The organism is Variovorax sp. UC122_21, from assembly GCF_044056785.1.
In the GTDB taxonomy this organism is placed as follows: domain Bacteria; phylum Pseudomonadota; class Gammaproteobacteria; order Burkholderiales; family Burkholderiaceae_C; genus Variovorax.
Genome location: NZ_CP172004.1, coordinates 4,715,587 through 4,738,022, shown reverse-complemented (window position 1 = coordinate 4,738,022; position 22,436 = coordinate 4,715,587). Strand labels below are relative to the sequence as shown.

Sequence of the window (22,436 nt, the reverse complement as noted above, 5' to 3'; positions counted from 1 at the left end):
CGGCCGCGCGTTGCGCCGGGCCGTCATCCGCGCGGGCGGCTTCAGCGCGCCGCTTCGACCTTGATGCGCTCGTTCGGCACCTCGCCGAACATCTCGGGCGCGTACATCGCCTCGACGCGGCTCGGCGGCAGCGCGAAGTCGCCGACGTTGTTCAGCCGCACCGTGTACTCCATCTTCACCACGCCCTTGGGCAGGTACTGGTAGTAGCTGCGGAAGGCCTCGAAGCTGCGTTCCTCGAAGGCCGGCCAGCCGGCGCCCGACTTCTTCTCGCCCTGGGTGGCGATCTGCGAGTCGCGGCCCAGGCCGCTGCCGAGGATGGTGGCGCCGCCGGGCACCGGGTCGCTGATGACGACCCAGGTCATGTCGGCGCTGGCGTTGACCTCCAGGCTCACGCGCAGCACGTCGCCGCGCGTGTACTTGCCGGCCACCGCCTGCTCCACCGGCGTCACGGTCTTCTTGATGGCGTAGCCGGCCGCGAACGGCGCCTTGAGCTGCACCGCCGCGATCGACTGCATCGTGAGCCAGGGCTTGCCCGTGCCCTGCTGGGTCACGAGCAGGGTGTCGCGCACCGGCGCGCCGCCGGGCGAGGCCGCCCAGGGCAGGAACATGCCGTTGTTGCGCAGGTTGCCCGGCGAGGCCGGGGCGCCGAAGAAGGTGGTCTGGTTCGGCGCGCCGGTCGCGTCGCTGGCCTTCACGCGCTCGACCTTGCTCCAGTCGACCTGCGCCTTGGCCGCGCCAAGGGTGGCGGCGGTGATGCCGGCCACCGGCGTGCTCTCGAACACCTTGCTGAACTTCTCGAGCGCCAGCCCGCCCCAGAGGTTGGCGGTGGTGGTGTGCCAGGCGCCGTTCTGCTGCCGGCCGATGAAGCCGTTGGCCAGCTTGCCGATGTCGTCCTTCCAGCCCGGGTCGTCCATCACCGTCAGCAGCAGGCGCGCGGTGTTCACGTCGCCGTTGGTCATCAGCCACCACCAGTAGTCGTCGCGCTCGGTGCTGAAGATCAGCTTGGTGCCCTGGTAGGACAGCCGCGCCTTGAGCACGTTGTTGGCTTCGTCCATGCGCTGCTGGCGCTGCGGCACGTCCTGCACGCGCTTCAGGATGTTGAGCCAGTCGATCACCGCGCTGGTGGGCCACTGGTTCGGCGCGATGGTGATGCTGCCGAGCATGGCGCCCGAGGCCTTGCCGTAGCGCGACAGCGCCTCGAGCGCGGCCAGCTTGCGCACGTCCAGGTCCTTGCGCGGGCTCCAGAAGTCGCGCGTGAGGCGGCCTTCGACGAAGGCGATCAGGCCGGCTTCCATCGGCGCGCGCACGTCGTCGGCGAGCGCGAAGGCGGGGTCGAGCGAAGCCGCTTCGTTGGTGGCGGCCAGCAGGTACGAGGTCAGGATGTCGCTGCCGCCGTTGGCCTCGCCGTCGCGCGGCGGGAAGTAGCTCGCCAGGCCGTCGCTGTCGAGGTAGGTGGGCAGCTGCGCGAGCACGCCCTGCCACATCTTCGCGTCGCGCAGGCCGACCGACTTGCTGGTCTTCTGCTCGAGGCAGATGAAGGGGTAGTTGGCGAACCAGTCGCGCACGCCCGGCAGGCCTTCGGCCAGCTTGGGCTGCAGCGACAGCTTCAGGCCGCCGCGGCCGGGCAGGGCGTCGGCCGGCGGCGCGACGTCGATGGTGAACGGGCCGTCGACCTGCACCAGCGTGGCCTGCTGCACCGTGAGCGGCACCGAGGGCACGATGCGCTGGCGCACCTTGAGCGCGTCGCGTGCGCCGCCCAGCGTGTCCCTGGCCTCGATCTCCCACAGGATCGCCTCGGCGCGCGTCTGCGCGAGCTGCGCCGGCGCGGTCACGTTCCAGGCCACCTCGCGCGCCTCGCCGGCAGGGATGTCCACCGTCTGCGGCTGCAGGGTGAGCAGCGTGGCACGCGGCGTGGCTTCCACCTTCATCGCCTTCTGCGTGGTGTTGCGCAGCGTGATCTGGGCGCGGAACTGGTCGTCCTCGCGCACCAGCGGCGGCAGGCCGCTGATGATCTGCAGATCCTGCGTGGCCTGGATGCTGGCCTGGCCGGTGCCGAACAGGTCGGTGCCCGAGTCGGCCACCGCCACGATCTTGAAGGTGGTCAGCGCGTCGTTGAGCGGCACCGTCACCACGGCCTGGCCGTTGGCGTCGAGCACCACGCGCGGGTTCCAGATCAGCAGGGTCTCGAGCAGCTCGCGCGTCTGGCCCTTGCCGCCGCCGCCGCCCGCGGGCACGGCCTTGCGCCCGTAGTGGCGCCGGCCGACGATCTCCATCTGCGCGGTCGAGGTGCTGACACCCCAGCTGCGCCGCTGCAGCATCGCGTTGAGCAGGTCCCAGCTGTCGTTGGGCATCAGCTCGAGCAGCGCCTGGTCGACCGCGGCCAGCGCCACCTCGGCGCCGGCGGCCGGCTTGCCGTCGGGCAGCTTGGCGGTGATCGTGACCTGCGCCTTGCCGCGCACCGGGTAGCTGGGCTTGTCGCTGGCCACCGTCACGTCGAGCTGGTGGGCGCGCGTGCCGACGCGGATCTCGGCCATGCCGAGGCGGTAGGCAGGCTTGCTGAGGTCGACCATGGCGGTCGGCGCCACGTACTCCTTGCCCTCGTACCAGAAGGCGGTCCACCATTCGCGCGGCGCCTTCCAGCCCCAGCTGAAGAAGCTGTACCACGGCACCTCGCGCAGCCGCCCGCGCAGCGCGAGCACGCTCACGTAGGCGTTCGGGCCCCATTCGGGCTTGACCTGCAGCGTGACCGTCGGGTCCTGGCCGTTGAGCTGCACCACGTGCGTTTCGATCACGCCCTCGCGCTCGACCGACACCAGCGCGGTCGCGAAGCGGAACGGGCTGCGCACCTGGAACTTGGCGATCTCGCCGGGCTGGTAGCTCTTCTTCTCGGGCAGCACGTCGATGCGGTCGTTGTCCTCGCCCCCGAACCAGAGTTCGCCCTGCTTGGTCACGTAGACCGAGCTGGCGGCGCGGGCATCGCGGCCCTCCCCGTCGGTGGCGCTGGCGACCAGCTCCACCTCGCCCGCGTCCTTGAGCTCGGTCTCGCACAGCAGCAGGCCGCGCGCGTCGCTCTTGCCGCTGCAGACGGTGCCGATGTCCTTGGTCTCGGTCTTGTTGTCGTAGGTGTAGAAGCCGCCCACCATGCGCTTGCGGCTGGTGGTGGTGATGCGCGCCACGGCGCGCACGTTGAGCGTCACGCCGGCCTGGGGCTTGCCCGCGAGGTCGAGCGCGAGCGCCTGGAACTTGACCTTCTGCGCGGTCGAGACCCAGCCCTCGGTCTTGATGCCGGCGATCACGCCCGCGGGCCACAGCGTCTGCGTGCTGCGGATGGTCTGCACCTCGCCGTTCGGGTCGGCGTAGGTGGCCTCGAGCAGCAGCTCGCGCGCGGCCTTGACCTTGGGCACCTTGTCGATCGTGAGCTTGCCGGCGCCGTCCTTGTTGAGCGTGAGCGGCAGCTTGTCGGCGATCACGCGGGTGTCGCTGACACTGTTGAGGTCTTCCTCGCCACCCGTGGCCTCGGGGCCGGCCGCGGTGGCCGCCTGCAGGCCCGCGGCCTCCACCGGCCGCGGCGGGCTGAAGCTGAAGGCGTCGTAGTCGGAGAAGCTCAGGCTCTTGCCGCGCACCATGGCCGACACGCGCACCGGCAGGTTGGCCGCGCCGCCGCCGGCCACGTAGTTGATCTGCACGTCGGTGGGCACGGCCGTGGCCGCCACCAGCGGCTTCTTGTCGCTGGGCGCGATGCGGCCCTCGAGCACCGGCAGGCGGAATTCCTCGACGCGGAAGATGCCGGTCGCGAAGCTGCGGCCGCCGCCGTCCTCCTCGTCCTCGTCGCTCTCGTTGTTGTTCTTCTTGGCGCCGCCGCTGCGCAGCTGCACCTCGTACACGCCGAGCTTGGCCGCGGCCGGAATGGCGAAGCTGTTCTCGGCGCTGAGGCCGCCGGTGGCGGTCTTGCGCCAGGCCAGCGGCTGGGTGAACTGCTGGCCGCTGCCCTGGTGCGTGATGACCAGCGTGTCGGGCGTGCCGTCGGGCAGGCCGAAGCCCTTGCGGGTCTGGGTGCGGATCAGGCTCTTCATCGACACCGTCTCGCCGGCGCGCAGCAGCGTGCGGTCGAAGATGGTGTGGGCGATGCGGTCGGGCTCGGGCTGCAGGCTGGTGGGCACGTTGAAGCGCCAGGGCTCGATGCCGCGCTGCCAGTCGCTCTGGGTGAAGGCGAGGTCTTCCACGCCCTTCTCGTCCTTGGCGCGCGCGCTGACGAACCAGAAGCCCTCGCCGTACTCGTCCTCGCCGTTGCAGTTGGGCGCCTTCGAGGGCACGCCCTCGAGCATCACGGTGCCGTCGGCGCCGGTGGTGCCCGAGGCCACGGCCTTGCCGCGGCAGTCCGACACGCGCACCTGCGCGCCCGCCACCACCTTGCCCTTGTCGAGCGTGGTGACCCAGGCCATCGAGTTCTCGCGGCCCAGCTTGAAGTGCACCGCCAGGTTGGTGGCCAGCGCGCTGGTGCGCACGTACATCGTGCGGTTGGCGCCCAGGCGCTCGTCGAGCAGCGCGTCGCCGAGCTTCTGCGAGGCGATCTCCAGCACGTGGAAGCCCGGCGTCAGCGGGATGCCGATGACCTCGAAGGGGCGCGGGTCGCCGCTCTCGGCCTTGGGCATGTCGAGCGACTTCACGCCCGGCTGGCCCGAGAGCAGCGACAGCGTGCGGGTCTGCACATAGGTCTTGTCGCTGCTGTCGAGCACCGGCGGCAGCGGCGTGCGCAGGTCCTTGCGCGCCTCGGTGCGCGCGATGGTGTAGCTGTCGTAGCGGCGCACCTTGCGCAGCCATTCGATGATCTCGGCGTCGGTCTTCGGGTTGATGTCGCTGACCTTGCCGGGCGTGAGCGCCTGCACCATCAGCTGCGGCTCCACGCGGCGCACCGTCACCGGCATCATGGCCGGGGTGTCGGGCTCGGCCAGGCGCTCGATCACGCCGAAGGGCGAGGCCGCGAACTTGGCCAGCGGCGGCATGGAACCGGTCGCGACCTTGAGCGGGAAGCTGTCGGGCGAGGCCAGCGGTCGGCCCGAGGCGTCCTCGAACTTCGAGGGCAGCTCGATGCTGAAGGAGGTGCTTTCGGGCAGCGGCGCCGCGAAGTTGATCGAGCTCACGACATCGTCGGCGTTCTGGGCCGAGCCCTCGTCGTCGAACTTGGGCGCAAGCGTCTTGCCGCCGCCCTTGAGCTGGATCGCCGCGGCCATCTTGCGCGTGACCGGGGCGTTGAACTGCAGCGTCATCGGGCGCAGCGGCAGGCAGGCGGCCTGCGCGTTCTCGCGCTCGCAGGTGAACGAGGCCGCGAAGGGCTCGCGCACCTCGAAGCTCAGCCGGCGCTCGACGCTGTTGGCGATGCCCGAGGGCGTGGCCACGCCCTTGCCGTAGACGATCTGCAGCTTGCTGCCGGGCGTCAGCGTGCGGTTGCACTGCATCGTGACGAAGCGCAGCGGCTCCTTGGCGGCGGCCTTGTCGCGGCCGTAGGCCTTGAGCAGTTCGGTGCGCTGGGCGCCCTCGATCAGCTTCACGGGCACGCGCTCGCCGATGCCGTCGGCCGCGCACCAGACGTTCTCGCGCACGCTGTCGAGCGTGGCCGGGCCGTTGAGCTCGAGCACGAACATCTGCTGCTCGTCGATCTTGCCGTAGCTGCCGGGCTGGAAGCTGCGCACGAACGGGCCGCCGGTCGAGAACTGGTAGCGCTCGGGGCCGGTCAGCTCGCCGCTGGCGGGCTTGAACGAGGCGATGCGGCTGATCGTGCAGCGCACGCCGGGCGGCAGGTCGTTCTCGAAGTCGTAGACCCACTGCTTGGCGTCGGTCCAGCGGCCCTGGCCCTTGCCGGCCTGCGCGTCGGTGCAGCTCACCGACAGTGGCGCCGGTGCCTTCGGATCGCCGAAGTTGACCGCGGCCTGATCGAACTTGGCGACCACCTGCCGCACGCGCGAGACCTCGCCCTGCGGCGTGAGGCTGGTGATCTGCAGCGCGAACGCGGGAGCAGCCAGTGCCGCCGCGCCGATGGCCAGCCAGAGGGATCGCGCACTCATCGAACTGTTCACAACTAACTCCTCCTGAGGACAGCGCACGAGGGTAGCCGATTTGCATGGCGGCACGGCAGTGCCGTCCGTCATAGACCGAGGGCCCGAAGCCTGCGAAGTCGCCCCTTCTTCTTACAATCGCTCACCCCGGGCGAGCGTCGCGCGGACGAAGTCAGGAAACCGCCGCCAACCGATGAAACGCTACTGGGAAATCGACGCCTTGCGCGGGCTGATGCTCGTGCTGATGACCGTCACCCACCTGCCGACACGGCTGACGGACCCGCTGGGCCAGCCCTTCGGCTTCGTCTCGGCGGCCGAGGGCTTCGTGCTGCTGTCGGCCTTCGTCGCCGGCCTGGTCTACAGCCGCATCGGCCACGTGCGCGGCGTCGAGTCGATGCGCAGCGCGTTCTGGCGCCGCGTGCTCAAGGTCTACCTGTGCCAGGCGGCCACGCTGCTGTTCCTGTTCACCGTGATCACTGGCGTGGGCCTGCACATCGACCAGCCGGCGGTGAAGAACCTTGTCTCCTATTACCTGGCGGCGCCGCGCGACGGCTTCCTCTACGGGCTGCTGCTGATCTACGAACCGGCGCTGCTCGACATCCTGCCGATGTACATCTTTTTCATGCTCATGAGCCCCTGGGTGCTGGCCTTCGCGATGCGCCACGGCTGGCTGCCGGTGATGGCGCTGAGCGCGGCGCTGTGGGCGGCGGCGCAGTTCGGCTTCAGCGAATGGGTCTACGGGCTGGCGGTGCGCCACCTCGGGCTGCCGGTGCCGTACCACGAGATGGGCGCCTTCAACACCTATGCCTGGCAGTTCCTCTGGTTCGCGGGGCTGGCCATCGGCGCCAGCCGCAACACGCCCGGCGTGAAGCCGCTGCGCTTTCCGGCCTGGCTGCTGCTGCTGGCGGCGGCCGTGGCGCTCTACTGCTTCTACTGGCGCCACACCGGCATCAACGGCCAGGCACCGTTCGGCGGCGACGTGGAGCGCAACCTGCTGTTCGACAAGTGGCTGCTCGGGCCGCTGCGGCTGGTCAACCTCGTGGCGCTGGGCATCCTCGCGGTGCGCTTCGGCCCCTGGCTGATGCGCAAGCTGCCGCGCCTGGGCTGGCTCGAGGCCATGGGCTCGGCTTCGCTGCCGGTGTTCTGCGCGCACCTGGTGGCCGTGCTGCTGGTGCTGGCCTTCTACGGCGACAGCCAGACCGCGCGGCCCTGGTGGGGCGACGCGCTGCTGCTGGCGGCGGTGTTCACGGGCATGTACCTGGTGGCGCGCGTCTCGCGCGGCGCCGACGTGCCGCCGCCGGCCGACGAGGTGCCGACCGAGCCGGCGCGCGCCTGAGGGGCGCGGCGGCCGCGCCGACGCCTAGGCCTCCTCGAAGGAGCCCGCGATGTGGCCGCGCCATTCGCTGCGCTCGATCTCCTCGCGCGTCGGGTCGGTGGTCTCGTAGTCGCTCAGCAGCGTGAGGAAGCCCTGGGCCACGTCGCCCAGGCCTTCGGGATGCAGCCAGCCCCATTCGCATTCCTCGCAGTGCACGTACACCCGCGCGTTGGTGATGTCGTTCTGAAACAGGAGGCGGCCCTGGTTGCAGTTGGCGCAGGTGCTGGACCAGTAGAGGGTTCTCATTTGACGGGGTAGGAGGTGATGATCTGGTTGGTGCCGGGCACGAGCTTCATCTCGACCGAGCGGAAGAGCTCGCCGGTCGCCGCGGCGTTCCCGCCCGCGCGGCCGACGATCTCGTCCATCGGAACCCGGAGCATACCGGTGGCGTCCGGCTTGAGGCCCAGGTCCTGGGCCCGCTGCCAGGCCCGGTTGGTGGTGTCGACGCCGTCCTTGTAGAACACGCCGTGGCTGTCCTTGCCCGGCACGTCCTGGTTGTGCCGGCGCACATGGTCCTCGCGCTTCTCGCCCTTGTACGGACCCTTCTTCGGCACCACGGCCTCCCAGTCGAGCGGCGCGTACTTGCGCTGGACCACCGTGCCGCGCGCCGCGGCCGCGGGGTCGAGCGGCTCCAGCGGCGCGCCGCGGTTCATCTCGCGCGACCTGGCGAGCGCCTCGCCCGAGGCCGCGCGGCGCTCCGCCGCGAGCCGGGCGAAGGTGCGCGTGCGGGCGACCCCCACGAGGCTGCCCGAGAGCTGGTTCACGCCCGCCACCGCCTGCTCCGAGCCGCCGAGCAGACGCGTGAGCGCGCCCGGGCCGCCGTAGACCGGCCCGAGGAAGGCGATGCCCATGGTGTTGCCCCAGCGCAGGTTGCGCTCGTCGAGCCAGCCCTGCTCCTGCGGCGTCAGCGGCGCGCTGTAGCGGGGACCGGGCGTGTAGACGTCGCTGACGAAGTCGAGGTCGCGCCGCACCCGCAGCGATTCCTCGGGCGACAGCGGGGCCTTGCCGGTCAGGTGATCGGACAGCCGCTGGCGCTTGTCGTCGATCAGCGATTGCGGCACCTCCTCGGGCCACTTCTCGCACTCGCGCTGGAATTCCCTGGCGCGCATCAGTTCGTCAGTCGGCTCCACGCCGACGGGCCGGTCGGTGCCGGCGGTCCAGCGCACGTACCACGGCTTGGCGTCGAACTCGGCCTTGGCGCGCGCATAGGGCTCGCCGCAGATGCCGGGGCGGCGGCGCACCATCGGCCCCTTGGGCACCTCGAAGGTCAGCACGCGCCCGGGCGTGCCGTTGCCGAGGAAGGGCGGCGTCGTGAGCAGGGAGGACAGCGAGGGCGCGGGCACCGCCTGCCCCGGCGCCTTCTCCTCGTCCTCCGGGATCGAGCTCATCAGGCGGCCCCGTTCATCTCGCAGAGATCGCCATGGCGCGCTACGGCGCGGCTCTCGACGAACACCGTCTGCGAACCCGCGACGATCTTCACGTTGCCCGCGCCGAGCGAGACGCCCGAGCGCACGCCGCTGCCCGCGTTGCCCGCCACGCCCTTGACGATGCTGTCGACCATCAGCACCTTCTCGCCGCGCGCGAAAACGGTGTGCGAGTAGGCGGCCTGCTCGGGCGGCAGCATCGAGACGATGTCGAAGGGCACGACCTGGTTGCCGACGATGCAGAAGTCGGGCGCGACGTTGACCACCATGAAGCGCGACTCCGCGTCGGCGATGTGTTTCTCGGCGCTGATCCGGTGGTCTCCATGGCTGCCGGTGCGCCGGCGACGTCTTGCGGGAGCGTTCGTTCGAACAGGTCGACCGCGACCGTGTCGAGCGCCTGGTCGAGCGTGAGCCGCCAGGTCAGGTGCACGAGCATCTCGTCCAGATCGATGTGCACGGTGTCGAGCTTCATCGCCGTGCTGCGCTCGCCGCCGTCGCCGTCGCGGCACAGCGCCTCGATCCACAGCCGCGGAAGCCGGGCCTCGAGGCCGGGCGTCGAGGCGAAGAAGCCGCTCAGCCGCAGGGATTCGTCGCCGCGCAGGCCGCCGGCCACGACCTGGTCGGCCGGGGCGTACTGGAAGAAGCGTTCGTCGAAGTCCTCGGCATAGTCCATGTAGGGCTGGTCGCGCTGGCGCTCGCGCCAGGCATCGTCGTAGGCCCCGGCCAGCGCGAGGCGCGGCTGCCAGAAGCGCGCGATCGGCGCGAAGCCGGCCGGTCGCGCGTCCTCTTGGTTGGCCTGCGCGAGCGGCGCGTCGGCGTGCTCGATCTGCGGGCCGGGGAAGGGCCGTTCGAAGGCATGGCGCGCGCCCGGATGCTGCCCCTGCGCCGCGCCGCCGAACCAGCCGCTGCCGCACGGGTTGGCCGCGTGGGTGCGCGGCGCGGCCGATGCGTCGTCGTCGGGCTCGAAGCCCCAGCCGCCATAGGCGAGCTCGTAGCGCAGCGGTACCGCGAGCGCGGGCTGCGGCGCCGACAGGGTGCGCTGCGCGGCCTCGGGCTGCCAGTCCCAATGGCGCGGTCCGGTCAGGCGCAGCGTCTTGTCCAGCAGCGGCGTTGCGTCGCGATGCAGCTGCAGCCGCGCCTGCCAGGCGTCGCGCGGCGTCCAGTCCAGGGCGTGCGCGGTGCCCGTCAGATAGACGTCGGCGCCGGGCTTGACCAGCAGCAGATCGGTGGCCGTGCGCAGGCTCGACAGCGCAGGCTGCGCGGCGTCCCAGGCCTCGTCGGCGAAGACCGGGCCGCGGTGCGAGGCCGCGGGCTCGAGCCGGCCCGGCGCGAGCACGAAGCTCGCGCACAGCACCACCACGTCGTGGAAGCGCCGCCCCCGCGCCATCTTGTCGAACTGGAAGTGCACGAAGGACGTGGCGTTGCGCAGCTGGCGCAGACGCGGCACGGGGATCGGCGGCGCGGGCTCAGCCATGGGCGCCCGACGGATCGATCGCGCCGACGCCGCCGGCGACCGCGCTCGTGACCGTGCCCAGGACCTGCGTCGCATGGGCCGCCGCGTCGCCGCCGCCCGCGGCCACCTGCTGGGCGATCGATGCGAGCTGCCCGGCCTTGCCGAGCAGCTCGGCGGGGTTGCCGCCCATCAGCGCGCCGAGGCTGGCCAGCGGGCTGCCCGGCGGCTCGGCCGGCGGCGCGGTCGGGACCGCCGCGGGCTGCAGCGCCGCCGCGCCGCCGACCGGGTTGAGCCAGATGTGCTCGCCGTTGACGGTCACGTCGTCGCCCTGCGCGGTGATGTTGATCTTCTTGCCGGTGACCGCGATCGAGCCGTCGGCCTTGAGCTGCACCACCGAGGCGCCCACGCGCAGCGAGATGGTCTTGCCGTCCATCTCGATGTGGCTGCCCTTGTCGCCGCCCACCGAGAGCAGGTACTTCTCGCCCACCTTGGTGGTCTGCGTCTTGCCGACCATGGTGTTGTCGACCATGCCCACCAGGGTGTTGCGCAGCATGCCGACATTGAACGAGTAGGCCAGTCCGATGTTGACCATCTTGGCCAGACCCACGTTGTGCATGTAGGCCATGCCGATGGTGCCGAGCTGGTTGCGGCCGACCTTCTTGCTGCGGTCGCGGCCCACCGAGTGGGTCTCGTCGTGCTCGACCTCGATGTCCTGGTTGCGCTCGGCATGCAGCCACACCTGCTCGGCGCCCTTCTTGTCCTCGAAGCGGAAGGCGTTGGCATTGGCTTCGCTGCCGTCCTCCGTGCTGCGCGAGAGCAAGCCGCTCTGGGTGGCGTTGGCGGGCAGCTCCCACGGCGGCATGTTGTCGGCGTTGTAGACCCGGCCGGTGACGATCGGCCGGTCGGGGTCGCCGTTCTCGAAGTCGACGATCACCTCCTGGCCGATGCGCGGGATCTGGATGCCGCCGAAGTCGGTGCCGGCCCAGGGCGAGGAGACACGGACCCAGCACGAGCTGTTCTCGTCCTTCGAGCAGGTGCGGTTCCAGTGGAAGCTCAGCTTCACGCGGCCGTACTGGTCGGTCCAGAGCTCGCGCCCGGCCGGGCCGGTGACGATCGCGGTCTGCGGGCCGGTGGTGCGCGGTCGCGGCACGGTGGGCGCGTCGGCGCGGTAGACCTTGCTGGTGGGGATCACCTCGAAGTCGACGCGGCACTCGAACTGCTCCTGCCCCGAGGCCTCGCCGGGCTCCTGCAGGCGCAGCCGCGCGGCGGTGACGAGGTACTCGCGGTTGGCCTCGTTCTGCGGATGGCGCTCGAGCGTCAGGGTGCAGCCCGGCACCACCGCGCGCAGATTGCCCGAGCCGTTCGCGCGCTCGCCGCGGCTGCCGGTCTCCTCCATGCGGCGGCGCACCAGCTGCTCGCCTTCGGACTCGACCGTGTAGTCGCCGGGCCAGCCATAGCGCTCGCGCTCGTTCTGCGCGGTCTTGCGCGGCATCGCGCTGACCTGCTGCAGCCGGGCCTTGGGCCGCTCGAAGTCGAAGTCGTCGGTGATCCAGCGACCGCTCTGCAGCGCCTCGAAGGCACAGAAGCTGTCGCAGTGCTCCTCGCGCACCGTGTCCTCGGCGGCGTGGAACGGGATCTTCTCGTAGCCCGCGTTCGCGAAGGGCCGGTGCGCGTCCATCTCGTCGACGATCACCAGCGTGTGCCTGTCCTCGGCATGCTCGAAGTGGAAGTACAGCCCCCATTCGTGCAGCAGCCGCGCGACGAAATCGAAATCGGTCTCGCCGTACTGCACCTGGAAATCGCGCGCCGGATAGCTGCGCGAGGCGCGGAGGTCGAGCGCGAAGCCGTAGGGCGAGAGCACCTCGCGCACGATGTCCAGCACCGTCTTGTGCTGGAAGATGCGGTAGTCGCTGCTGCGCGTGGCGAGCGTGAGCCAGGGCGCGATCTCGGCCTCGTAGAGCGCGCGGCGGTTCTCCAGCCGCAGGAAGCGCACCCGCGTGACCAACCCCGAGAGATGGCGCCACTCGCCGTTCGCGCCTGGACGGCCGTCGAGCAGGATGTGCACCGCCAGCGGTTCGCCCACGAGCTGCTTGATGGCGATGTTGGCGGCCTGACGTTCGTTGAGGCCGGGCTGCTCGCGCGTGCTCAGCGTGACCGTGTAGGCGAACAGCCGGCTCAGTCCTTCGTGTCCCTCGACCGCGACCGGCTCCAGCGCGGGACTGCCGCCCCATTGCGGCATCGCAGGCGAAGTGACTCGCAGGACGCGGTTGGCTCGCGAAGCGCTCGGCATGGGCTCTCCCTCTTCGTCCCGGCGTGGCATGGCGCTGCCCGGCGGGTGTTGACGACCATGCGGTGTTTTTACACGTCCGTTCGGGCGCCGCGATGACCGCGGGCAGGGCCTCGTCGTAGGACGACGCCGGCAATGGGCGAAGGTCGGCCGGAAAAGTGAGTCGAAAGGATTCGGGTCGCGCCCGCGCGCGCCGGCCTCGAGGGCGCCGGGACGAGGTGCGAGGCGATCACCGACTGCCACAGCCGGTAGCCCTCGTCGGTCATGTGCAGCCGGTCGCCGCGGAACAGCTCGGGGCGCGGCTTGCCGTCGGCGCCGAGCATCGGCGTGAAGATGTCGATGTACTCGCTGTTGGGCAGCCGGTTGAGGTAGGCCGAGACCATGTGGTTGGTCTCGCGGATCAGCGGCATCAGGTGCTCGCGCGAGGGGCTGGGCTTGACCGAGACGAAGCTGATGCGCGCGTCGGGCAGCTCGTTGCGCACCGCGTTGGCGAAGCGCACGAAGGCATCGAGCACCTGCAGCGGCGTGCGGCCCTCGGCGAGGTCGTTGTCGCCCGCGTAGACGACCACCTGGCGCGGCCGGTAGCGCACCACCAGGTCGTGCGCGAACAGGCTGCAGTCGGCCAGCGTGGAACCGCCGAAGCCGCGGTTGACGATGCCGGGCACGCCGGCGAAGTCCTGCGAGAGCCGGGTCCACATGCGCACCGTGGAGCTGCCCACGAACACCACGCCGCCGGGCGGCGGCAGCCCGTCCTGGTCGGCGCGCGCGAAGGCATCGAGCTCGCGGTGCCAGCGCACGCGCGCGGCGAGGTAGTCGGCCGAGGAGACGACCGGGTCGAAGCTGGCGGCGGGGGGCGGGGCGAGGGCGGGCGCGGCGGACGGGGTCTGGGCCTGGGCGGCCAGCGAGGCCGCCAGCAGGGCCAGCGCGGCGAGCGCGGTCTTCATCGAGAACATGGAGCGGGAAGGAGAAGCGGGCGGGCGGACCATCGGAAAAGCCGAAGCTGGGCAGGGAACGGGCGCCGCGCGCGGCGCCCGCCAGGCCTCAGATTGTCTTCTCGATCAGCGCGCCCTTGAAGAGCACCGGGCCGGTCGGCCCGCCGGCGCTCGGCACGCCGCCCTTGGGCTCGAGGCTGATCGCGAGCGTGGGCACGGCGCGGACGTCGGCTTCGCTGGCCGGCAGCCGCAGGCCCGGCGCGCGGTCGAGCACGCCCAGCGAGCGCGGCGCGCCGCCCGGCGGCAGGGCCCACAGCTGCAGCGACTTGTCGGCGCCTTCGCTGAAGCCGCCCACGCGCTGCAGCACCAGCTGGCGCTTCTTCGGATCGAAGGTCACGAGCATCGAGGCCGCGTCCTTGTCGTCGGACAGCACGGCCACGTACTGCACCGCGGGTGCATTGAGCAGCTGGTCGCGCAGGTTCAGGCCGACCGTGACCGCGAGCACCGTGGCCAGCGCGCCGGCCGCGGTCGCGCCGCGCCACAGCGCGAGGCTGCCGAGCCAGCCGCCCGCGGGCTTGCGCTGCTGGGCGGCCGTGGCCGCCTCGCGCTGGCGGGTCAGCGCGAGCTGCGCCTGCTCGGCGTCGATCATGTTGCGGATGCGGGTCCAGACGGCCGGATCGGGCACGACCGGGCTCTGCAACTCGGTCATGCTGGCGAGGCGGCCCTGCCAGACCAGCGCGGCGGCGCGCACCGGCGCCTGTTCGCGCGCGAGGGTCTCGAAGCGGCGGCGCGCGCCGCCGCGCAGGGTGCCGAGCGCGTGGCTCGCGGCCAAGAGCTCCAGCAGTTCGGGATGGGCGGTGAGTTTCATGGCAAGGCTACTTTCTCTGCGCCTACGCGAAGCGTCCCATGCAGACGCGCAGTTTCTCCAGGCCGCGCCGGATCCAGGTCTTGACCGTGCCCAGCGGCAGCTTGAGCTGGTCGGCCAGTTCGCCATGGCTGAGCTCGCGCAGGTAGGCCAGGCTGACCACCTCGCGCTGCCGGGCCTCGAGCTGGCTCAGGCACTGGTGCAGCGCCCAGGCCTGCTCGCTTGCATCGGCCGTGTCGGCCGGATTCGGCGCATCCGACTCGAGGGTGTCGGCCATCAGCTCGTCGAATTCCTGCGTGAGCTGGGCCCGGTCGGCGGTGCGGCGGCGCAGCAGGTCGAGCGCGCGGCTGCGCACGATCAGCCCGAGCCAGGCCAGCGGCGGACTCAGGCTGGCACGGTAGTCGCCGGCCACGCGCCAGACGGTCAGAAAACTTTCCTGCAGGACATCCTCGGCCCATTCGCGCTGGCGTACCACGCGCATCGCGAGGCCCATGAGCTTCGGGGCGGTCCGGTCGTACAGGAGGCGCAGGGCGGCTTCGTCGCGATGGCCGATCCGGTCGATCAGCGCCATCAGCTCGGCGTCGGGGCTGGGTGCGGTCATTCGCCGATTGTGGGGCATCGCTTCGCATCCCTGGAATACGCCCGCGCGGGCGCGCCGGATTCAACCGCTTTCTTCGCCGCGGCTGAATCCGTTGCCGCATCGCGCGCGTACAGGCACAAGAGGCCGTCGAAATCCACGACAACAACGGACCGCTTCTTTCTTTCTCCTCTCCCGAAGCCGATCTGAAAAAGGAAACGATCATGCACATCCGCACCCTGAACGCCCTGGCCGCCGCGCTGGCCGTGCTTGGGCTCGCCGCCTGCTCCGGCATGGGCGCCAAGCCCGCCGCGACGTTCTCGCAGGCCTCCCTGCCCGACGCGGTGAAGGTGCCGGCCGGTCACATGGTGGTCATGGAAACCGTGGGCACCGGCGACATCACCTACGAATGCCGCGTGAAGGCCAACGCCGCCGGCCAGTACGAGTGGTTCTTCGTCGGCCCCGATGCGAAGCTGTGGGACCGCGGCGGCAAGCAGGTCGGCAAGTACTACGGCCCGCCCGCCACCTGGGAAAGCGCCGACGGCTCGAAGGTCACGGCCACGCAGGTCGCCGTCGCGCCGAACGGCACGGGCAACATCCCGCACCAGTTGGTGAAGGCCAACCCGGCCACGGGCGCCGGCGCCATGCAGAACGTGAGCTACATCCAGCGCGTGGCGACGCAGGGCGGCGTCGCGCCGGCCGCGGCCTGCGGCGCCTCGAACATGGGCCAGAAGCAGGTCGTGAAGTACCAGGCCGACTACATCTTCTACCGCGCGGGCTGAGTCGCTCGCGCGCCTTGAAGACCGGGGGCTCGCCCCCGGTTTTCCGTTGCGCCGCCGCCCCTGCCGGCCCCCCTTTTGGGTGGGTCGTTTGAAACATTTGTGAACGTATACTGCCCCGCACAAAAACAGGAGCGGGAGCGCCGAGGCGCGCGGGGCGGAGCATGAGGAACATCGCGATCGTGATCGCGCTCTGCGTGGGCGCGTGGTATTACTTCATCGGCGGTCGCAAGCTCGACGAGCCGATGGTCCACCGGTACTACGAGCAGGAGGCGCACGCCATCCTCTCGCGCGACCCCGAGCGGCTGTGCAAGCAGCTCAGCAGCCGGGCCGTGGTGCAGGACCGCACCACCTTGCTCGGCCAGTCGCAGGACAACACCCTGAACCGCGCCCAGGCCTGCGATGCCGCGCGCGACAGCTTCAAGACCTTCGCGGCGATCGGCGAGGCGATGGGCGGCATCCTGACCATCGAGTACGACTACCACCTCGACTCGGTCGAGCTCGCCGCCGACCGCAAGAGCGCCATCGTCAAGGGCACCAGCCGGCTCAAGATGGGCGAGCAGGCGATGCAGTTCGTCTCGAGCTTCGAGCAGCGCATCGAGCGCGAGCTGGGCCAGGTGCGGCTGGTGCGCTCCGACCAGAGCACGCTGGTGCGCATGCAGGGCGCCGGCGCGATGCGGCAGAGCGATTTCTTCAAGAAATGAGGGCCGTGCCATGAGCACCCGAGACCGCCTCCGCGAGGACGACGACCGGCCCGCGCCGCCGCCGTTCTGGCACCGCCTCAACAGCTTCTTCGCCTTTCCGTTCCAGGTGCGCCCGCTGATGTACGGGCTCGCGCTCGCGCTGTGCAGCCTGTTGTACGAGGCGGTGTTCTTCCTGCCCGACGCGCTCGCGATCCTCTTGATCGAGCTGGGCATCGTGCTGGCCTCGAGCCGCTACGGCTTCAAGGTGGTCGCGCTGGGCTCGCGCGGCATCTGGCGCTCGGCCGACTTCCCGCGCTCGCTCGACGACGAATGGGTCAACCTGCCGTGGAAGCTGTTCGCGATCTCGCTGGTGCAGGGCGTCGCGATCGGCGCGCTCGCCAAGCTCGACCCGATGCTCGCCACGGTCGGCATGTTCGTCATGTCCTTCACCTTCCCGGCCGCGGTGATCGTGCTGGTGCAGTCGTGCAGCTTCTTCCAGGCGATGAACCCCGGCTACGTGTGGGAGACGATGCGCATCATCGGCTGGCCCTATGCACTGCTGTGCTTCTTCCTGTTCCTGCTGAGCGCCGGCGCGCAGATCGCGATCGGCATGCTGCTGCCAGTGATCGACGGGCGCATCGCGCTGCCGATCATCAACTTCGCCTTCATCTACTTCGGCTGGGTGATGGCGAGCCTGCTGGGCTACGTGATGTACCAGCACCATGCGGCACTGGGCATCGACCTGCTGCCCGGCGGCGGCGTGGACGACGGCGCGCCGGTGGACCGCCGCACGCCCGAGCAGATCGCGGCGCAGCGCATGGACGCCGAGGTCGCGCAGTGCATCACCGACGGCGACCTCGCGGCCGCGCTGGGCCTGGCCTACGAGGCGCAGCGCACCGCGCCTTCGGACGACCTCGCGGCGCAGCGCCGCTACCACCGCGTGCTGGCGCTGGTGCCCGACAAGAAGGACACCCTGCTCGACCATGCGCGCCGCTTCATCCCGTTGCTGATGCGGCGCGACCTCGCGTCCGAGGCGCTCAAGGTGCTCAAGACCTGCCGCGAGAAGGACAAGGCCTTCGTGCTCGAGGACCCCGCGATGGTGATCGCGATGGCACGCGCCGAATGGCGCGGCGGCGATGCCCACGGCACCTTGGCGCTGCTCTCGGGCTTCGACCGGCGCTTCCGCGGCCATGCCGCGATCCCGCAGGCCTACGAACTGGCCGCGCGCGCGCGTGGTGCAGGGGCTGGGCCGCTCGGACATGGCGCAGCCGATCCTGACCACGCTCGAGAACCGCTATCCGGACAGCGAGCAGACGAAGGAAGTGCGCTGGCTGCTGCGGCCGGCGCCGGGCGTGGCGGCTTCGGCCTGAGCCGCCTCAGCTCTCCTTCCAGCCCCCGCCCAGCACCTTGTAGATCGTGAGCCGGTTGGTCTGCTCGGTCAGCTGCAGGCCGATCAGCGTCTGCTGCGCCGCGTAGTAGGCGCGCTGCGCATCGAGCACGTCGAGGTAGCTGCTGGCGCCGCTGCGGAACAGCGACTGCGACAGCGAGAAGCTGCGCGAGGTGGCGTCGAGCAGCGAGCGCTGCGCGTCCAGCCGCTCGGCCAAGGTGCGGCGCTCGGCCAGCGCGTCGGCCACTTCGCGGAACGCGGTCTGCACCGTCTTCTCGTAGCTCGCGAGCTGGATCTTCTGCTGTGCCTCGGCCACGCGCAGGTTGGCGCGGTTGGCGCCGCCGTCGAAGATCGGCACGCTGATCGAGGGCGCGAAGCTCCAGGCGCTGCTGCCGCTGGCGAACAGGCCCGACAGCGTGCTGCTGGCCGTGCCCGCCGAGGCGGTGAGCGCGATGCGCGGGAAGAAGGCGGCGCGCGCGGCGCCGATGTCGGCATTGCTCGCGCGCAGCGCATGCTCGGCCGCGAGCACGTCGGGCCGCTGCTGCAGCACGCTCGAGGGCAGGCCGGCCGGCGGCACCAGCAGCCGCGCAGCGGGCGCGGGCTCGGCGGTGGCGGCGCTCGCCGTGGCGGTGCCCGGGTCGGTCGCGGCCGGCGTGGGCAGCAGCTCGGCCGGTGGCGTGGCGCCGACCAGCAGCGCGAGCGCATTGCGGTCCTGCTCGACCTGGCTGTCGAAGGCGGCCGCGTCGGCGCGCGCCGCGTCGACCGTGCTCTGGGCCTGCGCGAGCGCGAGGCCCGACTGCGCGCCCAGTCCATGGCCGCGCTGGATCAGGTCGAAGGAGCGGCGCTGGCTCTCGAGCGTGTGGCGCGCGAGCTGCAGCCGCTGCTCGTCGGCCGCGAGCTGCAGCCAGGCGGTGGCGACCGAGGCCACCAGGCTGATCTGCGTGCCGCGCTGCGTGGCCTCGGTCTGGAAGAAGCTCTGCAGCGCCGCTTCGCTGAGGTTGCGCACGCGGCCGAACAGGTCGATCTCGTAGCTCGTGAGGCCGAGGTCGGCGCTGTACTGCGTGGCGTAGCGCGGCTCGCCGCCGGTCGAGAGGCTGCCCGGCGTGCGCGAGCGGCTGCCGCCGGCGCCGGCGTCGATGGTGGGAAAGAGCCCGGCGCGCGCGATGCCGTACTGGGCACGCGCGCGCTCGATGTTGAGCGCGGCCACGCGCAGGTCGCGGTTGTTGGCGAGCGCGAGCTCGATGACCGCGCGCAGCTTCGGCTCGACGAAGAAGTCGCGCCAGCCCGCGTCGAGCGGCGTGGCGGCTTCGACGTTGGCCGAGGGCAGGGTCGCCGGCACCGGCAGCGCGGGCGCCTGGTAGTCGGGCGCGAGGTTGACGCAGCCCGCGAGCACGGCGGCGGCGATGAGCGTCAGCGAACGCAAGGGGAGGGCGTGTCGCATCAGTGGCCTCCTTGCTCGGCGGTCTGCGCGGGCGCCAGCGGCTCGTCCTTCGGCACGGCCTTGCGCCGTCCCGCGAGCCAGCCGCGGATCAGCGCGAAGAACAGCGGCACGAAGAAGATGCCGAGCGCGGTGCCCACCACCATGCCGCCGAGCACCGCGGTGCCGATCGACTGGCGTCCGCCCGCGCCGGCGCCGGTGCCGATGGCCAGCGGCAGCACGCCGAAGCCGAAAGCCAGCGAGGTCATGAGGATCGGGCGCAGCCGCAGGCGCACCGCCTGCAGCGTGGCATCGAGCACGCTCTTGCCCTGTTCCTGCAGCTGCTTGGCGAACTCCACGATCAGGATCGCGTTCTTCGACGACAGCCCCACGGTGGTCAGCAGGCCGACCTGGAAGTACACGTCGTTGCTCAGGCCGCGCAGGCTGGTGAACAGCAGCGCGCCCACGATGCCCAGCGGCACCACCAGGATCACCGAGAACGGCACCGACCAGCTCTCGTAGAGCGCGGCGAGGCACAGGAACACGAACAGGATCGAGATCGCGTAGAGCAGCGGCGCCTGCGCGCCCGACAGCCGTTCCTGGAACGAGGCGCCGGTCCATTCGTAGGAGATGCCAGGCGGCATCTGCTTCATCACTTCCTCGACCGCGGCCATCGCGTCGCCCGAGCTCACGCCCGGCGCGGCATCGCCCACGAACTCGTAGCTCGGGCTGCCGTTGTAGCGCTGCAGCTGCGGCGAGCCGTAGCTCCAGCGCGAGCTCGAGAAGGCCGGGAACGAGACCATCTGGCCCAGGCTGTTGCGCACGCTCCAGCGGTCGATGTCCGAGGGCAGCATGCGGAAGCCGGTGTCGCCCTGCATGTAGACGCGCTTCACGCGGCCCTTGTCGAGGAAGTCGTTGATGTAGGTGCCGCCCATGGCGCTCGACAGCGTGCTGTCGATGTCGGAGGTGGCCAGGCTCAGCGCGCCGGCGCGCGCGTCGTCGATGTCGACCGCGAACTCGGGCGTGTCGTCGAGGTTGTTGCTGCGCACGTTCATCACCTCGGGCCGACGGCCCAGCAGCTCGATGGCCTGGTCGCGCGCCTTCACCAGCGCGTCGTGGCCCAGGCCGTTGATGTCCTTCAGGTGGAAATTGAAGCCGGCGTTGGCGCCCAGGCCGCGCACGGCCGGCGGCAGCAGCACGAAGATGCGCGCGTCGCGCACCGTCGACAGGTCCTTGTTGGCGCGCCGCGCGAGCTCGGCGGCCGACTGGCCCTTGCCGGTGCGCTCGTCCCAGTCCTTGAGCTTGACGAAGGCGCGCGCCGAGCTTTGGTCGCCGTTCTGGCCGGTGAGCACGTTCACGCTCACCACCTCGGGCTGCTTCGCGAAGTACTGCTGCATCTGCTCGACCACGGGCTGCAGCCGCGCGTTCGAGGCGCCCGGCGGCAGGGTCACCTGCACCTGCAGGAAGGCCTGGTCCTCGTCGGGCAGGAAGGAGGTCGGCAGGCGCATGAACAGCAGCGCCATCACGCCCGCGATCAGCAGGTAGACCACGAGGCTGCGCTTGCCGCGCCGCACGATGCCGCCGACCACGCCCTCGTAGCGCGCGGCATTGCGGTCGAAGCCGCGGTTGAAGGCCGCGAAGAAACGGTCGACCCGGCCCAGCAGGCCGGTGCGCGGCGCGGCATGGCCGCCCTTGGCGACCGGCTTGAGCAGCGTGGCGCACAGCGCGGGCGTCAGCGTGAGCGCGACGAACACCGACAGCGCCATCGCCGAGACGATGGTGATCGAGAACTGGCGGTAGATCACGCCGGTGGAGCCGCCGAAGAAGGCCATCGGCACGAACACCGCCGACAGCACCAGCGCGATGCCCACCAGCGCGGGCGTGATCTCGGCCATCGACTTGCGCGTGGCCTCCTTGGGCGAGAGCCCTTCCTCGTGCATCACGCGCTCGACGTTCTCGACCACGACGATGGCGTCGTCCACCAGCAGGCCGATGGCCAGCACCATGCCGAACATGGTGAGCGTGTTGATCGAGTAGCCGGCCATCGACAGCACGCCGAAGGTGCCCAGCAGCACCACCGGCACCGCGATCGCGGGGATCAGCGTGGCGCGGAAGTTCTGCAGGAACACATACATCACCAGCACCACCAGCAGCATGGCCTCGAGCAGCGCCTTCACCACCTCGTCGATCGAGGCGCTGACGAAGGGCGTGGTGTCGTAGCTCACGAAGGTCTGCAACTGGTTCGGGAACAGCGGCTTGAGTTCCTCGACCTTGGCATTCACCGCCTGCGCCACCTGCACCGCGTTGGCGCCGTCGGCCAGCACCACGCCGAGGCCGGCGCCGGGCCGGCCGTCGAGCTGCGAGCGCACCGTGAGGTTCTCGGCGCCGAGCTCGACGCGCGCCACGTCCTTGAGCCGCACCACGGCGCCGTCGGGCGTCACGCGCAGCACCACGTTCTCGAACTGCTCCGCGGTCTGCAGCTTGCTGCGCGCGGTGATGGTGGCGTTGAGCTGCTGCTGCGCGGCCGCCGGCAGCGCGCCGAGCTGGCCGGCCGAGACCTGCGCGTTCTGCGCCGTGATGGCGGCGCTGACGTCCGAGGGCATCAGCGCGTACTTGCGCAGCTTGTCGGGGTCGAGCCACAGCCGCATGGCGTAGCCGGTGCCCAGGGTCTGGACCTCGCCCACGCCGTCGATGCGGCTGATCACGTCGACCAGGTTGCTGCTGATGTAGTCGCCCACGTCCACGGCCGAGGCGCTGCCGTCGCCCGAGTACATCGAGACGATCATCAGGAAGTCGTTGCCGCCCTTGGTGACGGTGACGCCGCGGCTCTGCACCTGCTGCGGCAGCCGCGACATGGCCTGCTGCAGCTTGTTCTGCACCTGCATCTGCGCCACGTCGATGCTGGTGCCGGGATCGAAGGTCAGCGACAGCCGGGCCACGCCCGAGGAGTTGCTGGTCGACTGCATGTACAGCAGGTTGTCCAGACCCTTGAGCTGCTGCTCGATCACCTGCGTGACCGAGTCCTCGACCGTCTTGGCCGAGGCGCCGGTGTAGGTGGCGTTGATCGACACGCGCGGCGGCGCGATGTCGGGGTACTGCTCGAGCGGCAGCGTGCGGATCGCCATCAGGCCCGCGAGCATGACGACGATGGAGAGCACCCACGCGAAGATGGGTCGGTCGATGAAGAACTGCGCCATGGTCCGG

14 protein-coding genes and 1 pseudogene are annotated in these 22,436 nt (G+C 70.8%); 4 read left to right on the top strand and 11 right to left on the bottom strand.

All coding sequences use genetic code 11. The features are described from left to right. Nucleotides 1-41: 41 nt before the first annotated feature. Complete coding sequence (locus ACHMXE_RS34970) at nucleotides 42-6,062, bottom strand: alpha-2-macroglobulin family protein (RefSeq protein WP_395348514.1); 6,021 nt, start codon at nucleotides 6,060-6,062, stop codon at nucleotides 42-44. A 184-nt stretch (nucleotides 6,063-6,246) separates the two neighbouring features. Here ACHMXE_RS34970 and opgC point away from each other — a divergent pair, with 184 nt between their 5' ends. Next, nucleotides 6,247-7,389, top strand: a complete 1,143-nt coding sequence (gene opgC, locus ACHMXE_RS34965) for an OpgC domain-containing protein (protein ID WP_203204816.1) — start codon at nucleotides 6,247-6,249, stop codon at nucleotides 7,387-7,389. Nucleotides 7,390-7,413: 24 nt separating this feature from the next. Here opgC and ACHMXE_RS34960 read toward each other — a convergent pair whose 3' ends face one another. The 8 genes from ACHMXE_RS34960 to ACHMXE_RS34925 form a co-directional block, all read right to left on the bottom strand. Then, on the bottom strand, nucleotides 7,414-7,674 hold the full coding sequence (locus ACHMXE_RS34960; protein WP_209541334.1) for a hypothetical protein: 261 nt from the start codon (nucleotides 7,672-7,674) through the stop codon (nucleotides 7,414-7,416). Further along, nucleotides 7,671-8,816 carry a hypothetical protein gene (locus ACHMXE_RS34955; protein WP_395348512.1) on the bottom strand — a complete coding sequence of 382 codons (1,146 nt, stop codon included), beginning with the start codon at nucleotides 8,814-8,816 and terminating at the stop codon, nucleotides 7,671-7,673. The genes ACHMXE_RS34960 and ACHMXE_RS34955 overlap by 4 nt, the downstream gene beginning before the upstream one ends. Beyond that, nucleotides 8,816-9,073 (bottom strand): PAAR-like domain-containing protein, encoded by a 258-nt coding sequence (locus tag ACHMXE_RS34950; protein ID WP_395348511.1) that lies wholly within the window; start codon nucleotides 9,071-9,073, stop codon nucleotides 8,816-8,818. Before ACHMXE_RS34950 ends, ACHMXE_RS34955 begins: the two co-directional genes overlap by 1 nt. Continuing rightward, on the bottom strand, nucleotides 8,989-10,326 hold the full coding sequence (locus ACHMXE_RS34945) for a DUF2169 domain-containing protein (protein WP_395348509.1): 1,338 nt from the start codon (nucleotides 10,324-10,326) through the stop codon (nucleotides 8,989-8,991). The genes ACHMXE_RS34950 and ACHMXE_RS34945 overlap by 85 nt, the downstream gene beginning before the upstream one ends. Further along, nucleotides 10,319-12,544, bottom strand: a complete 2,226-nt coding sequence (locus ACHMXE_RS34940) for a type VI secretion system Vgr family protein (RefSeq protein WP_395348508.1) — start codon at nucleotides 12,542-12,544, stop codon at nucleotides 10,319-10,321. Before ACHMXE_RS34940 ends, ACHMXE_RS34945 begins: the two co-directional genes overlap by 8 nt. Nucleotides 12,545-12,663: 119 nt before the next feature. Beyond that, on the bottom strand, nucleotides 12,664-13,536 hold the full coding sequence (locus ACHMXE_RS34935) for an SGNH/GDSL hydrolase family protein (protein ID WP_395348507.1): 873 nt from the start codon (nucleotides 13,534-13,536) through the stop codon (nucleotides 12,664-12,666). A 97-nt stretch (nucleotides 13,537-13,633) separates the two neighbouring features. Beyond that, the gene (locus ACHMXE_RS34930; protein ID WP_395348506.1) at nucleotides 13,634-14,392 is read right to left on the bottom strand and encodes an anti-sigma factor domain-containing protein; all 759 of its coding nucleotides are present in this window, start codon (nucleotides 14,390-14,392) and stop codon (nucleotides 13,634-13,636) included. A gap of 22 nt (nucleotides 14,393-14,414) precedes the next feature. Beyond that, nucleotides 14,415-14,990, bottom strand: a complete 576-nt coding sequence (locus ACHMXE_RS34925; protein WP_281081170.1) for a sigma-70 family RNA polymerase sigma factor — start codon at nucleotides 14,988-14,990, stop codon at nucleotides 14,415-14,417. Between the two features lie 200 nt (nucleotides 14,991-15,190). Between ACHMXE_RS34925 and ACHMXE_RS34920 the strand changes: the two genes are divergently transcribed. The 3 genes and pseudogenes from ACHMXE_RS34920 to ACHMXE_RS34910 all read left to right on the top strand — a co-directional run bounded on the left by ACHMXE_RS34920 (nucleotide 15,191) and on the right by ACHMXE_RS34910 (nucleotide 17,798). After that, nucleotides 15,191-15,748 (top strand): DUF3455 domain-containing protein, encoded by a 558-nt coding sequence (locus ACHMXE_RS34920; protein WP_203204822.1) that lies wholly within the window; start codon nucleotides 15,191-15,193, stop codon nucleotides 15,746-15,748. A gap of 161 nt (nucleotides 15,749-15,909) precedes the next feature. Further along, nucleotides 15,910-16,449: a hypothetical protein gene (locus tag ACHMXE_RS34915; protein WP_203204823.1), complete on the top strand. Its 540-nt coding sequence runs from the start codon at nucleotides 15,910-15,912 to the stop codon at nucleotides 16,447-16,449. Nucleotides 16,450-16,459: 10 nt separating this feature from the next. Continuing rightward, a pseudogene (locus ACHMXE_RS34910) lies at nucleotides 16,460-17,798 on the top strand (hypothetical protein). 6 nt (nucleotides 17,799-17,804) lie between these two features. Here ACHMXE_RS34910 and ACHMXE_RS34905 read toward each other — a convergent pair. Next, nucleotides 17,805-19,256, bottom strand: a complete 1,452-nt coding sequence (locus tag ACHMXE_RS34905; protein WP_395352930.1) for an efflux transporter outer membrane subunit — start codon at nucleotides 19,254-19,256, stop codon at nucleotides 17,805-17,807. Further along, complete coding sequence (locus ACHMXE_RS34900) at nucleotides 19,256-22,429, bottom strand: efflux RND transporter permease subunit (RefSeq protein ID WP_395348505.1); 3,174 nt, start codon at nucleotides 22,427-22,429, stop codon at nucleotides 19,256-19,258. Before ACHMXE_RS34900 ends, ACHMXE_RS34905 begins: the two co-directional genes overlap by 1 nt. Nucleotides 22,430-22,436: the final 7 nt, after the last annotated feature.

What these genes read in the sequence shown, in the direction of transcription:
- ACHMXE_RS34970 (WP_395348514.1), bottom strand. Translation starts at nt 6,062, where the DNA reads ATGAGTGCGCGATCCCTCTGGCTGGCCATCGGCGCGGCGGCACTGGCT.
- opgC (WP_203204816.1), top strand. Translation starts at nt 6,247, where the DNA reads ATGAAACGCTACTGGGAAATCGACGCCTTGCGCGGGCTGATGCTCGTG.
- ACHMXE_RS34960 (WP_209541334.1), bottom strand. Translation starts at nt 7,674, where the DNA reads ATGAGAACCCTCTACTGGTCCAGCACCTGCGCCAACTGCAACCAGGGC.
- ACHMXE_RS34955 (WP_395348512.1), bottom strand. Translation starts at nt 8,816, where the DNA reads ATGAGCTCGATCCCGGAGGACGAGGAGAAGGCGCCGGGGCAGGCGGTG.
- ACHMXE_RS34945 (WP_395348509.1), bottom strand. Translation starts at nt 10,326, where the DNA reads ATGGCTGAGCCCGCGCCGCCGATCCCCGTGCCGCGTCTGCGCCAGCTG.
- ACHMXE_RS34940 (WP_395348508.1), bottom strand. Translation starts at nt 12,544, where the DNA reads ATGCCGCAATGGGGCGGCAGTCCCGCGCTGGAGCCGGTCGCGGTCGAG.
- ACHMXE_RS34935 (WP_395348507.1), bottom strand. Translation starts at nt 13,536, where the DNA reads ATGAAGACCGCGCTCGCCGCGCTGGCCCTGCTGGCGGCCTCGCTGGCC.
- ACHMXE_RS34930 (WP_395348506.1), bottom strand. Translation starts at nt 14,392, where the DNA reads ATGAAACTCACCGCCCATCCCGAACTGCTGGAGCTCTTGGCCGCGAGC.
- ACHMXE_RS34925 (WP_281081170.1), bottom strand. Translation starts at nt 14,990, where the DNA reads ATGACCGCACCCAGCCCCGACGCCGAGCTGATGGCGCTGATCGACCGG.
- ACHMXE_RS34920 (WP_203204822.1), top strand. Translation starts at nt 15,191, where the DNA reads ATGCACATCCGCACCCTGAACGCCCTGGCCGCCGCGCTGGCCGTGCTT.
- ACHMXE_RS34915 (WP_203204823.1), top strand. Translation starts at nt 15,910, where the DNA reads ATGAGGAACATCGCGATCGTGATCGCGCTCTGCGTGGGCGCGTGGTAT.
- ACHMXE_RS34905 (WP_395352930.1), bottom strand. Translation starts at nt 19,256, where the DNA reads ATGCGACACGCCCTCCCCTTGCGTTCGCTGACGCTCATCGCCGCCGCC.
- ACHMXE_RS34900 (WP_395348505.1), bottom strand. Translation starts at nt 22,429, where the DNA reads ATGGCGCAGTTCTTCATCGACCGACCCATCTTCGCGTGGGTGCTCTCC.